At 68.4% G+C, this 12,465-nt stretch carries 14 protein-coding genes; 2 read left to right on the top strand and 12 right to left on the bottom strand.

Translation table 11 applies throughout. From position 1 onward, the window contains the following. The first annotated feature begins 37 nt into the window (after positions 1-37). A complete protein-coding gene (locus ACFFGN_RS00755) occupies positions 38-1,219 on the top strand; it encodes an AAA family ATPase (protein WP_380043251.1) in 1,182 nt (393 codons plus the stop codon). Here the strand turns inward: ACFFGN_RS00755 and ACFFGN_RS00750 are convergent. From ACFFGN_RS00750 to ACFFGN_RS00735, 4 genes are all read right to left on the bottom strand, one after another. After that, entirely contained in the window at positions 1,216-2,124 is a 909-nt protein-coding gene (locus tag ACFFGN_RS00750) for a DMT family transporter (RefSeq protein WP_380043250.1), read from the bottom strand. The two genes, ACFFGN_RS00755 and ACFFGN_RS00750, sit on opposite strands and share 4 nt — an antisense overlap. Before the next feature lie 3 nt (positions 2,125-2,127). Further along, entirely contained in the window at positions 2,128-2,880 is a 753-nt protein-coding gene (locus tag ACFFGN_RS00745) for a CDP-alcohol phosphatidyltransferase family protein (protein WP_380043249.1), read from the bottom strand. An 86-nt stretch (positions 2,881-2,966) separates the two neighbouring features. Then, positions 2,967-3,407 carry a nitroreductase family deazaflavin-dependent oxidoreductase gene (locus tag ACFFGN_RS00740; protein WP_380043248.1) on the bottom strand — a complete coding sequence of 147 codons (441 nt, stop codon included), beginning with the start codon at positions 3,405-3,407 and terminating at the stop codon, positions 2,967-2,969. A gap of 96 nt (positions 3,408-3,503) precedes the next feature. Next, the gene (locus tag ACFFGN_RS00735; RefSeq protein ID WP_380043247.1) at positions 3,504-3,704 is read right to left on the bottom strand and encodes a hypothetical protein; all 201 of its coding nucleotides are present in this window, start codon (positions 3,702-3,704) and stop codon (positions 3,504-3,506) included. Positions 3,705-3,788: 84 nt separating this feature from the next. On the opposite strand from ACFFGN_RS00735, the gene ACFFGN_RS00730 reads away from it, so the two are divergent. Then, entirely contained in the window at positions 3,789-4,247 is a 459-nt protein-coding gene (locus ACFFGN_RS00730; RefSeq protein ID WP_380043246.1) for a MarR family winged helix-turn-helix transcriptional regulator, read from the top strand. Positions 4,248-4,266: 19 nt separating this feature from the next. Here ACFFGN_RS00730 and ACFFGN_RS00725 read toward each other — a convergent pair whose 3' ends face one another. From ACFFGN_RS00725 to ACFFGN_RS00690, 8 genes are all read right to left on the bottom strand, one after another. Continuing rightward, complete coding sequence (locus tag ACFFGN_RS00725) at positions 4,267-4,716, bottom strand: hypothetical protein (RefSeq protein ID WP_380043245.1); 450 nt, start codon at positions 4,714-4,716, stop codon at positions 4,267-4,269. Between the two features lie 44 nt (positions 4,717-4,760). Next, positions 4,761-5,507: a class F sortase gene (locus tag ACFFGN_RS00720; protein ID WP_380043244.1), complete on the bottom strand. Its 747-nt coding sequence runs from the start codon at positions 5,505-5,507 to the stop codon at positions 4,761-4,763. 2 nt (positions 5,508-5,509) lie between these two features. Beyond that, positions 5,510-6,451, bottom strand: a complete 942-nt coding sequence (locus ACFFGN_RS00715; protein WP_380043243.1) for a hypothetical protein — start codon at positions 6,449-6,451, stop codon at positions 5,510-5,512. 1,215 nt (positions 6,452-7,666) lie between these two features. After that, the gene (locus ACFFGN_RS00710) at positions 7,667-8,872 is read right to left on the bottom strand and encodes a PP2C family protein-serine/threonine phosphatase (protein ID WP_380043242.1); all 1,206 of its coding nucleotides are present in this window, start codon (positions 8,870-8,872) and stop codon (positions 7,667-7,669) included. A gap of 56 nt (positions 8,873-8,928) precedes the next feature. Continuing rightward, positions 8,929-9,756 carry an Fpg/Nei family DNA glycosylase gene (locus tag ACFFGN_RS00705; protein ID WP_380043241.1) on the bottom strand — a complete coding sequence of 276 codons (828 nt, stop codon included), beginning with the start codon at positions 9,754-9,756 and terminating at the stop codon, positions 8,929-8,931. A 185-nt stretch (positions 9,757-9,941) separates the two neighbouring features. After that, the gene (locus ACFFGN_RS00700) at positions 9,942-10,421 is read right to left on the bottom strand and encodes a ribose-5-phosphate isomerase (protein ID WP_380043240.1); all 480 of its coding nucleotides are present in this window, start codon (positions 10,419-10,421) and stop codon (positions 9,942-9,944) included. A 21-nt stretch (positions 10,422-10,442) separates the two neighbouring features. Continuing rightward, complete coding sequence (locus ACFFGN_RS00695) at positions 10,443-11,543, bottom strand: SH3 domain-containing protein (RefSeq protein WP_380043239.1); 1,101 nt, start codon at positions 11,541-11,543, stop codon at positions 10,443-10,445. Positions 11,544-11,710: 167 nt separating this feature from the next. Next, the gene (locus tag ACFFGN_RS00690; RefSeq protein ID WP_380043238.1) at positions 11,711-12,316 is read right to left on the bottom strand and encodes a mycothiol-dependent nitroreductase Rv2466c family protein; all 606 of its coding nucleotides are present in this window, start codon (positions 12,314-12,316) and stop codon (positions 11,711-11,713) included. Positions 12,317-12,465: the final 149 nt, after the last annotated feature.

Below are 12,465 nucleotides of genomic sequence, written 5' to 3'. Positions count from 1 at the left end.
TCTAGAACTGTCGGCGGGCCTGTGTACGTTGCGGTTCATGCTGAAAACGCTGGCGATCGAGAACTACCGGTCACTGAGGCGACTCGTGCTGCCGCTCGGCCGGTTGAACGTGGTGACCGGGTCCAACGGCACCGGGAAATCCAGTTTGTACCGGTCGTTGCGGTTGCTCGCGGACGCGTCACGTAACGGGGCGGTGGCCGCGCTCGCGCGGGAGGGCGGCCTGCCGTCGACGTTGTGGGCCGGGCCCGGTGTGATCGGCAAGGCCGTACGACGTGGCGAGCATCCCGTGGAGGGCACCGTCCGGGCCGGGCCGGTGTCGTTGCGGATGGGCTTCGCGTCGGACGACTACGGCTACGCGGTCGACTTCGGACTACCGAAACCGCACGGGCGTACCGCCTTCAGCCTGGATCCGGAGATCAAGCAGGAGGCGTTGTGGGCCGGGCCGTTCCTGCGGCCTGCGGCGCTGCTGGTCGAGCGCAAGGGCGGGCGGGTCCGGATCCGCGGCGAGGACGGCGGCTGGACGGATGGCGGCCATCAGCTGCAGACGTTCGACAGCATGCTGAGCGAATTCGCCGATCCTCAACGGGCGCCCGAGCTGATGACGCTGCGGGAGCGGATCAGGTCGTGGCGGTTCTACGACCACCTGCGAACGGACGCGGATGCCCCCGCGCGACAGGTACAGATCGGGACGCGGACGCCGGTGCTCGGGCCGGAAGGTGCCGACGTGGCGGCGGCATTGCAGACCATCCGGGAGATCGGGCCGCCCGGAGCGCTGGACGACGCGATCGAGCAGGCGTTTCCGGGCAGTCGAGTGGCCGTCACCACTGACAGCGGCCGGTTCGAGGTGGCGTTCCACCAACATGGGTTGTTGCGGCCGTTGTCGGTGGCCGAGCTCTCGGACGGCACCCTGCGCTACTTGCTCTGGGTCGCCGCTCTGCTGACTCCACGGCCACCGGCCCTGCTGGTCCTCAACGAGCCGGAGACGAGCCTGCATCCGGATCTCCTGCCGGCATTGGCGAATCTGGTCGTCACCGCGGCCAAGGACACCCAGGTGATCGTGGTGACGCACTCCCGGCCGTTCCTGGCGGCCCTGGAAGGCGGCTCGGGTGAGCTCGGCATCGAGCTGAGCACGATCGAGCTGATCAAGTCCTTCGGCGAAACCACCCTCGACGGCCAAGGGCCTCTCGACGAACCGGCGTGGAAATGGCCGAGTCGCTAAGCCGGGGCCTGCGCGCCGTTCGAAGCCTCATCGGAAGGCTCGCCTGGTTCGCCGGGTTGTGCTGGGGTTTCGTCGCGCACGCGCTCGAAGCGAACCAGGACGATCGCGCCCGCGGCGGTGATCGCGAACCCGGCGATCGCGCCAACGGCCCAACCCGCCCGGATCTCGTCACTCAGCAGTACGACGCCAACAACCGCGGGCGTGATCGTCTGCATCGCGATCATCGACGCGGTCGCGACGGTTACCGTGCCACGCTGCAAAGCCATCGAATACAGCAGGAAGGCCAGCGCCCCACTGGCCGCCAAGGTGTACGCCGTGGGCCCCCGCAGCATGGCGCCGAGGCCCCCCTCGGGCAGCAGCCGCGCCGAGATCGCCACCCCGGCGAAGCCGAAGCCCGCCAGCAATCCCAGCACGGCGGTCGCGATCGCGTGCTGCGAACGCGAGACCAGCAGCCCGATCACCGCGATGACCCCCAACGCCACCGCCAGGCCGACCTTCAGGCCGGTGCCGGCGGTGTCCACCCCAGCATGACCCGAGGAGGCGGCGAGCAAAGCCAAACCAGCACACATACCGACTACGGCCGACCATTCGACCGCGCTGAGCCGGTCGTGCATCACCCGCGTGGCGAGCAGGGCGGTCACCGCGAGGCTGCCCGCGATCCCGGCTTGCGCCAGGTAAAGCGGGAGGTGCCGCAGCGCGATGAAGTGCAGCACGAAGCCGATCAGGTTCAGCAGCAGCGCCGCGAGGAAGGCGGGCTGCCGCAGCAACCTGCCGACGAACTGGACCAGGTCGCGCGGGTCGAGCTCGGATTCGGTCGGCACCTTGCGCGAGCCAATCGCCTGCAAGATGGCCGCCACTCCAAAGAGCGCGGCGGCCCCGAGTGCCGCACCGAGTCCCAGAACCACCGGTCAGTCGCTCGCGACCGTGGCGGGCTGTGGCTCGCTCTTTCGGGAGGCCTTCGCGGTCAGATAGAGGCTCAACCCCGCGTAGTACGCCAGGTAGGCCAGCGAGATGACCACCACCACCGTGCTCGGATCCGGCATCTGCGTCAGCAGTACGGCGTACGCGATGAGCCAGACGCAGGTGGTGAGCAGGTTCAGCGAGCGGAAGGCCTTGGTCCGCGACGGGTACACGTACTTCACCGGGACGAAGACCAGCACCGAGCAGACCGCCAGGATGATGCCGGTGACGGTCGGGCTGAGGCTGAGGATCACCACGTAGAAGGCGACCACGTTCCAGTAGCTGGGGAAGCCCAGGAAGAAGTGGTCATCGGTCTTCGCGTCGACCCGGCAGAACTGGTAGCTCGAGGCCAGCAACGGCAGCGCCGCCAGCACGGCGCCGATCGCGCCCTCCGGCAGGTAGTCGCCGGTCCACAGCAGCACGATCGGCGCGAACGCGTAGGTCAGGTAGTCGACGATGTCGTCGAGCCGGGCGCCGTCGAACCAGGGAATGGTCTCCTTGACCCGCAGCCGGCGCGCGATCATGCCGTCGGTGCCGTCGATGATGAGCGCGGCCAGGCCGAGCCAGAGCGCCCGGACCGCGTCACCATCGATGGCGGCGATCACGATCAGCAGCGCGAGCACCGAACCGCTCGCGGTGTAGGCATGCAGCGCGAGTCCGGCCAGCCGCAGTCTCGTCGAGACGGCGAAGGGCTCTTGCACCGCGTCGTGTGTGGTCAGGAGGACTCCCAGATCTCGGTCGACGCCGTGCGTCGGACTACGCGCCTCAGCGTCTCACATGGGAGAGCTCAGCCCTTGGTGGGCTCCAGCAGGAAGACCGGGATGATGCGCTCGGTCTTCTTCTGGTACTCGGCATACTCGGCGTACACCTCGAGAGCGCGCTGCCACCACAGGTCCCGTTCCGCGCCGGAAACCTCGCGGGCGACGAACTGACCGATCTCGGTGCCGTCCTGCAGGGTGACGGTCGGGTTCTTGACCAGGTTGTGGTACCAAACGGGGTTTTTCGGGGCGCCGCCGTCGGAGGCCACCGCCGCGTACACGCCCTCGTGCTCGATCCGCATCAACGGCACCTTGCGGATCGCGCCGGTCTTGGCACCCTTCATCGTGATCAGCACGACGCTCATACCGTTGATGCCGGCCGCCTTGGTATCGCCGGCACTCTCGATCGTCTCTACGGCCTCCCGGACCCACTGCGTCGGGCTGGGAATGTAGTCATTGTCGGTGTTCATACGGCAAGTGTTCCAGCACTGACAGCCACATCAACCCGCGCCGCGACGGTCACGAGGTCGCGACGCGGTTGGCGGCGGCCTGAAGCAGGTGGACGGTCAGGGAGTTGCGGGGCGGGAGACGGCTTCGCGAGCGGCTTTGGCGCGGGCCACCTTGGCGGCGCGCTGACGCTTCAGCTGCTGGCGCGGGTCGAGGTGATCGGGCAGCTGGGCAGGGCCGTAGATGTGCAGCAGGACGTACTGGAACCGCCAGAAGAAGCGGTACCCCAGGGTCAGACCTTCGTTCTGCGGTTTGCCCATCGTGACCATCCTCCAAATGTCTTGGTGCCCCAATGATTGGTGTACCAACTGTTACTCTAGTCAACAGCACACGGAGGTGGGAAATTGCCAAAGTCGCCCGAGACGACGGTCACAGCGGCCGAGGACCTACTGGCGCTGGACCGCCAGGTCTGTTTCGCACTGGCGGTCGCGTCGCGCAACGTCATCGCGCTGTACCGGCCGTTGCTGGAGCCGATGGGCCTGACCCATCCGCAGTACCTGGTGATGCTCGCGCTGTGGGAGGACTCTCCCCTCACGGTCAAGCGGCTGAGCGAACTACTGGCACTCGACCCGGGCACCCTGTCGCCCTTGCTCAAGCGGCTCGAGGCGGTCGGCTATCTGACCCGCCAGCGGGATCCCCGCGACGAGCGCGCACTGGCCGTGACCCTCACCGAATCCGGCCGGGCCTTGCGCGAGGAGGCCCTCAAGATCCCGCCGGCCATCATCGCCCGGCTCGGCATGTCCCTGCCCGAACTGGAAACCCTGCACAAAGCCCTGACCACGGTCATCAAAGCGGCCACCTGAGCATCCGGCGACGACCCGTTCACTCCGGCGGTGCTTCGCATTCCTTCAGCTGGGCGGCCGTCGCGATCTTGCCCTCGATCCAGCGGCGGCGCAGGAAGTGCGCCTTGGCCAGGCGGTGTACGCCGTCCAGTACGACCAGGCGACCGCGGTACGCGACCAGGTGGATCGGGAAGTCGAGATCGGCCTCCATCACCCGTTCGTAGTGCGGCCGGAAGTTCATCGGGGTGGCGGTGACCTGGTTCGGGGTGACCTTGAAGCGCTCGCCGTTCAGCTGCCACAACGGCAGGTCGAACATCCAGATCAGGTCGGCCACCTCGATCGGTTCGACCTTGAGATCCAGCGCCCAGAGCTTCTCGATCTGCCAGCGCGTGGTCGGAAAGACCTCCCGGACCGACGGCGGCATCAACGCGACCAGTTCCTCGAAGGACACGTCCGGCGCGATCCGGTCCGCTCCCACCCCATCACCCATCACAGCCCCGAACGCTACGGCATCGCGGCGTCAACGAGCGGCAATCACGGCACCCGGTCGGCCGACACCACGGTGTTGCTCAGATAGACCTTGCCGTTCCAGTCCTCGCACGTGACCAGCATCAGCCGGCCCGGTATGCGCTGACTGAAGATCTTCGCCGCCACCTTCGCGAGGGCCTGTTTGCGATAGATCACCACGTCGCGGACGACGTACCGGATCGGGCCGCGGTTGGTCGTCACGGCAAGGCGATCACCTGGACGCAGGTCCTCCAGGTCGTCGAAGGCCCCGCCACCGGCGCGCACGGTATGCCCGGTAATGACGGCAGCACCGTTTTGCGCGCCAGGCTTGGCCCCAGCGGACCACCACCCCACCGTGCGCGGGTTGGACGGCGGCGTCAGCGCTCCCCCGTCGGCCCGGATCGGGACCACCCGCGCGGATACATCGAGCGACGGCATCAGCAACTGGCGCGGGATACCCGGTCGGGGCGCGAGCGCCTTCGCCGTACGGGCTGCAGTGGTTTTGACCGGCGGCCGCGCCGAGGTGGGCACCGGCGTGTGCGCCGAAGCGGACGTCGGCGTGGGCGCCGCAGGCATCGGCGTGGACGGCTCGATACCGGCCGGCCGCGACGGAATCGGCGAATCCCCCGGTGATGACTGAGCCACCCCGCTTGGCGCGGGCGAAGGCTGTCCCCACTGGAGGTATCCGCCGAGGCCGATCGCGGCCACCCCTAGTAGGGCGATCAGCCCGCCGCCGAGGAGGGCGGCGGGCCGATCGTGTTTGCGGCGGGACATCCTCAGACCGTGTGACGTCCACGGCGCCGGAGGCCGAGGTAGGCACCCGCGGCCAGCAGGACACCGCCAAAGCCGAGCAGCGCGATCCCGGCCGGGCCGGTCGGGCTTCCACCGCTGGACCCGTCACTGCCGGACGAAGCTCCACCCAGGCCGGCGTCGAACGACGTCGGTACGGGCTCGAACGTCTCGTCCTCGGTCGCCTGGCTCGTCGGCCGCGTGGTCGGCCGCTCAACCGGCGGCTTAGTGGTCGGCGGCTTGGTGGCCGGCGGTTTCGTGGTCGGCCGCTTGGTGGTCGGCGGAACCGTCGTCGGCGGAACCGTCATCGTCGGCGGCTTGGTGGTCGGCGGCTTGGTCGTCGGCGGTTTCGTGGTCGGCGGTTTCGTGGTCGGCGGTGTCGTAGTGGGTGGCTTGGTGGTCGGCGGAGTACCGCAACCCTCGACCCAGAAGACCTTGTGCTTGACGTCCGCACCCTTCGAACCGTCAGCGTGAATCGTCAGCTTGACGTGATAGCCCTGCTTTTTGTGCGGCTGACCGCTGAACGACAGCTTGTACGTCTCTCGAGCGTCGAGGTCGTTACCACCGCCCGCGGCGTCCTCACCGATCGACAGCGAGGTGCTGCCCGACACGATCTGAACACCGCCGTCAGAGGTCGGCGCCTGGTCCGTAAACGCCACCGTCGCCTTCAGATCGGCGCCGAGGTCGTAGTTGTAGAACTCGATCTGGAACGTACAGCCCTGGTGCGGGTTGTTGTCCGGCTGCGCGGAGATCTCAACGCCTTCAACCTTGATGAAGCCGTTGTTACCTCCTGGCGCGTCGGCGACCGGCGCCTGGGCCGCAGCCAGTGAAGGCGCCAGCAAAGTCAGTGCCCCCAGCAACACCGCGACCGATCCGCCCCCGGCCATGGTCGTCACCACCCGTTGCCCGGCCAGCTTTTTGGTGGACATCAGGCCTCCCTCCCTATGATGACGGTGACGAATGTCACCCACAGTTGCAGTATGCGCGCCTGGTTGCCTGAATCAACAACACAAAGTGACGATTGAGCAACGACTCCCCGGTACTGTCCAAAACTGTTGCCATCGGCATCAGTACAAGCTGCCCTGGGCAACTAAATCCCACTCCAGCCCACCGGACCAGGGCCTTGCTGCGCACAGCAATCACCCGCACTCAATCCGTCACCACCACCGCCACCGCCCACAAACCCGCAACGGTTCGTAACCTCCCGTGCGCGTCGGGTTCGCCGTCGCTTGGGCCGGACGGGTGACGGGTGACGGACGGGTGACGGGTGACGGGTGACGGGTGACGGGTGCGGGTGACGGGTGACGGATGACGGGTGACGGGTGACCGGGTGACGGGTGACTGATGGCGGCCATCGGCGCCTACGCGTTGATCCGCGAGCAGCTCCCGACCAACGAGGTTGCGGCTGTTCGTGCCGCCAGTGGCCGGGCGGCCCGCTGCCGACTTTTAGCGCGAGCACCTGGTTGCAACCGGGTAGCGGTACAACAACCCGGCAGCGGATCCACCACAACCGGGTAGCCGGTCAAAACCCCGGTACCCGCGCCGCGTACAGACCCGGAACCTCGGCGCGGCACATCGGCACCTGACCGTACGGCGTCGCGGCCGCGCGCCGAGCCGCCGCGCGAGACGCCGCGCCGAGCGCCGTGCCAAGGCGCCGCGCGAGACCCGTGCCGAGCCGCCGTCCCGAGCCGCCGCGCGGGATCCCGCGCCGAGCGCCGCGTCGAGCCGCCGCGCGAGACCCGTGCCGAGCCGCCGTCCCGAGCCGCCGTGCGGGATCCCGTGCCGAGCGCCGCGTCGAGCCGCCGCGCGAGACGCCGCGCCGAGGTGCCGTGCGAGGTGCCTTGCGAGGTGCCTTGCGAGGTGCCTTGCGAGGCAGCTTGCTGGGACAACTGACGCCGAGCCACTTCGACGGGGACAGGTGCCGCGCGGGGCCGCCTCGCCGGGACCACCTGGCCCGTCGGCGCCGTACTGGGGACACCTGGTGGGAGCCGAGCATCCCAAACGGCGTCCGAGCGGGTGTTATAACCCCTGCCGGGAAACCGTTGCCCCTGCTAGCACCCCGTTTCCCCTGCTAGGCAGACCCGGCCAGGTGAAGGCAGTCCAGCGGCGGCGGGACGTGCGACGGGTGGGGATGCGGGTGGGGGTTAGGCGGCGGTGCGGGGTTTTATGCGGATCAGGGCGGAGCGGCGGCGGCGGAGCAGGGACTGGGACTTGACGCGGCGGCAGTCGGTGGGGAGGACCAGGTCGGCGGGATTGACCTGGCGGTGGATCAGCACGAGGGCCGAGTCGTCGCCGGGGCCGCCGATCTCGTGCACGAGTTCTTCGGCGGCGTTCTTGAAGCCGGTGCCGACGAGGCGTTCGGCGTGACCGGCCAGGCGGTCCGTACCGAGGCCGATATCGCGTCGCCGGGTTTCGACCATGCCGTCGCTGTAGAGGAACAGCGCGTCGCCTTGTTTGAGCGTGCCGTGGTTACTGTCGAAGACCGGGTTGTCGACCAGGCCGAGCAGGGGCCCGTCCGCGTCGCGGGTCTGCCAGCGGCCTGACCAGGCGTCGAACTGGATGGCGGGCGGATGGCCGGCGGTGCGTACCTCGAACTCGCCCGTGACCATGTTCACCGCGACGTGGACGACCGTCGCGAAGTCGTCGTCCCAGTCCTGGCGGCGCAGGTACTGGTTGGCCGCCGGCAGGAACTCCGCGATCGGAACGACCCCGAGCAGGCCACCGAAGGCGCCGGACAGCAGGAGAGCCCGCGTGCCCGCGTCGAGGCCCTTGCCGGAGACGTCGACCAGCGCCACCTCGAGGATGTCGTCGTGGGTCGAGGACACCACGAAGTCCCCCGCGAACGACGCTCCCCCGGCCGATCTGATCGCCACCTCGGCCCGCCACCCCGGTGGTAGCCGGGGCAACTCACCCTGCATCGTGAGCTGGTCCCGCAGCTCGATCAGCATCGACTCGCCCCGGGTGCCCTGCACGCCGAGCTGGGTCCGCACCTTCGCGCCGGCCAGCACGATCCAGGAGACGACGGCGAGCACGGCGATGCCGACCTTCGGCTGGTACCAGGTCGGCGAGGTGATCGCGTACGAGCCGAGCGCGAGGCTCAGGCAGGTCAGCACCACCAGCGCGCGGAACTTCAGCAGCAATCCGCCGATCAGAACAGGAATGATCAGTGCGGATACGGGTATCACTAGGGGCATCACCAAGGCGGAGACGCCCAGGAACACGGCGAGTGACATCAACCCGACCGCGGCGAGGGCGTGGCTTTCGCGCGCGCGACGAACCAGCGAACCGGACAAATAACCGGCTCGCCGCATGCTCGCGCCCATCGAGGCAGGCCCGCCACGGCTACTCATCGTGAGAAGAAGATAACGGCACCGACCGGTCCGCGCATCACATCGGCGAAATTCACTCAGGCTTTTCTGGTCAAACCGGTGCGCTGGCACTTCGGGCACCAGAAAAGGTTGCGTCCGGCGAGGATCTCCGTGCGTACCACCGACTGGCACACATGGCAGCGATCGCCGTGCCGCCGGTACACGTAGACCTCACCGCCATGGTCGTCCCGGCGCGGATCGCGGCCCATCGCCTCCGGGGTGTGGTCGTCGCTCACCGTGTCGATCCGCCCGGTCTCCACGCCGTACTTCATCAGCCCGACCAGATCGGCCCAGATGGCGTCCCACTCGCGCTTCTTCACGAAGGCGCCAGGGGTCATCGGATGCAGGCGGGCCCGGAACAGCGCCTCGGCGCGGTACACGTTGCCCACCCCGCTGAGCACGTTCTGCTCCATCAGCAACTGGCCGATCGGCAGCTTGCTGCGCTGGATCCGTTTCCAGGCCAAGTCCGGGTCCGCGTCGTCGCGCAGCGGATCCGGTCCGAGCCGCCCGATCAGGGCTTCGCGCTCGCCGTCGGTCAGCAGCTCACAGACGGTGGCGCCGCGCAGGTCGGCGTACGCCGTGTCGTTGCGGAGGCGGAGCCGGACCTGCCCGACCGGTTCCGGCGCCGGGCCCTGGCCGAAGCCCATCTTGCCGATCAGGCCGAGGTGGATGTGCAGCCAGCCCGCGCCCTCGAACTCGGCGAGGAAGTGCTTGCCGTGGGCCTCGGTCTGCACCAGCAGGCGGCCGTCGATCCGGGCCGCGCCGTCGACGAAGCGGCCCTGCGGGCTACTGGCCCGCACCGGGCGGCCGCCGAACGCCGCGAAGACGTCGGCCGCCAGGCGGTGCAGGGTGTGACCTTCGGGCATGATGCCTCCATGGGTGAGAAGAGAGGCGCGCCGACACCGGCCGTCGTCGGTACGGCGCGATCCATGCGGGCCCGGGACGTCTCACGGCCGCCGACAACCGCCAAGGACGGCCCCGGCACAGTGCCAAAGCCCAAGCCGAAGCCAGCGGCCAAGACAGCACCCGCACCAAAGCACGGGAACCCACGTCAGGAAGCGGACGGCGGCAACGGCGGCAGTTCGCCGGTCTCCTCGTAGCGGCTGAGCATGTCGATCCGGCGGGTGTGCCGGTCCTCGTCGGAGTAGGCCGTGGCGAGGAAGGTCTCGACGAACTCGACCACGTCCTCGACCGGGTGCATGCGGGCCCCGATGCCGACCAGGTTGGCGTTGTTGTGCTCGCGCGCCAGCTTGGCCGTCTCGACGCTCCAGGCCAGCGCCGCGCGGGCGCCCTTGACCTTGTTCGCCGCGATCTGCTCGCCGTTGCCGGAGCCGCCGATCACCACGCCCAGACTGTCCGGCTCGGCCACGGTGGCCTCGGCCGCGCGCAGGCAGAACGGCGGATAGTCGTCCACCGCGTCGTACACGATCGGGCCGTGGTCGACGACGTCGTGACCCGCCTTGATCAGGTGCTCGAGGAGGTGGTTCTTGAGTTCGAAGCCGGCATGGTCGGAGCCGAGATGCACACGCATGCCCGAAGTCTCGCATGCCCACTACTGGCAGTCCGGCACCCCTGGCAGCTTCGCCGCACCGGAGCCGACGTACACGTTGGTGACGTAGCCGCCGTACTTCGGCAGATAGGCCCACCAGTCGCTGGTCCGGGGCGGCGCGGAGATCACCTGGCCCTTCTGCTGGCACGACACGAGTACGTCGACCCCGGCCGGCAACGTGCCGAGGACGCCGCCGGAGGTGTTCGGGGCGGTCCGCACCCGCACCCCCGAGCCGTACGTCGTATGCCACGAACCGGGCGCGCGGATACCGCCCGGCACGTTGAGGCCGCGTGTGATCCGGGTGAGGTCGGTGTAGGCCTTGCCGTACGGGGTGCCGTCGGGGTGCAAGGTGTAGACCGCGACGATCGACCGGTCGTCCGTACCGACCGTGCCGGTGGTGTGCAGGGCCTCCTGCACGAGATCCACGCCGGCGGCCTTACTGGGCGTCGCGCAACCACCTGAGTTGTTGAAGCCGGACCAGCCCTGCTTGACCGAGAACGCCAGATCGAAGACCGACGCGATACCGAAGTACTGGTCGAAGCCGTCCGTGCCGCATCGGGTCGCCTGGTAGAGGTTGCCCATCACGTAGTCCCGAACGGGCGCCGGGGCCTGATCCAGCAGGTAGCGGTAGATCCGGATCGTGTCGGCGGCGGTGAGCGCGACGTATCCCCAAAAGCCCGGGTGGGTCGCCGGCGGCCGGGTGGTGTGGGTCAGGCCGAGGCGCGGCACCATCCGGTCGATGATGGCGCCGCCGCCCCGCACGTCCCAGTAGTAGCTGGCGGCCGAGTCGTCGCTGCTCTGCAGCATGACGTCCAGCCGGGCCCGGTCCGCGGCCGGGATGTCGTACGCCGGGCCGCGGTCCCACAGGTAGTCGAGCACGATCAGCAGCTTCACCACCGAGGCCGACCGGAACTGCAGGTCCGGGTTCAGCCGCTCGGTGAAGGTCCCGGTCCGGCGGTCGAACACGGCCACTCCGGCGGTCACGCCCGGCGGCACCACCACCGCGTCGGCTCCGGCCGTCGACGGCAGCGGATTCACCGCGGCCGCCAGCAGCACGCTCGAACCGGCCAGGGCGATGCTGAGGGTGCCGCGAAGAAATCCCATGCCGTAACCCACCTACCGTTAGACGACCTTGATTGGTGGATCACTTTCGCCTGAAGAACGGAACAGATTCAACCTTTGAACGTCAAACGAAAAGGCCTGGCTGACCTGGGCGTTCGATGCCGCATCGACACGCTCCGGCCGGGAAAACCCTTTTGATGTCGTTCGAATCAATCGAAGCTGGGCTCCTTGTCGCGGGTCCGCTTGATCTCGAAAAAGCCTTCCGTACCGGCGACGAGCAGGACGCCGTCCCAGAGCCTGCCGGCCGCTTCACCCTTCGGCGCGGGCGTGACGACGGGGCCGAAGAAGGCGGTGCCGTTGACCGAGATCACCGGGGTACCGACATCCATGCCGACCAGGTCGATCCCGGCCTTGTGCGACTTGCGCAGCAGGTCGTCGTACTTGCCGGTGTCGCCGGCCTCGATCAGCGACGCGGGCAGACCGACCTCGTCGAGGGCCGCCACGATCACCTCGCGGGACAGTCCACGTCCTTCGTTGTGGATGCGCCGGCCCATCGCGGTGTAGAGCGGGAGCAGTACGTCGTTGCCGTGGGCCGCTTCGGCCGCGATCAGCACCCGCACGGGGGCCCACTGGTTCGAGCGATCGCCTTCACGATCCTCGTTCAGCACCGCGAGGCTCATCACGTGCCAGCTGGTCTGCACCGCGCGGACCTGCTCGACCTCGAGCATCCAGCGCGAGGTCATCCAGGCCCACGGGCAGGCCGGATCGAACCAGAAATCGGCGGCTTCCAGCTGAGTGTCAGGGGTAGGGGTCATGTCACCAACCGTACAAACCGGCACCAATCCATCACCGCCTGAGGCGGGCTGATCACAGTGTGAGACGACGCGGCGACTGGTTGAGAACGCTTTCAATACGATGCCGAAGTCGAGGGGAAACCCGTGCGTGCAAGTCCCAGGGCCTGCAT

This window comes from Kribbella deserti, assembly GCF_042434725.1.
GTDB lineage: Bacteria > Actinomycetota > Actinomycetes > Propionibacteriales > Kribbellaceae > Kribbella > Kribbella deserti.
Note: the sequence above shows the minus strand (reverse complement) of the source record. Positions and strands in the feature narration are given on the sequence as shown.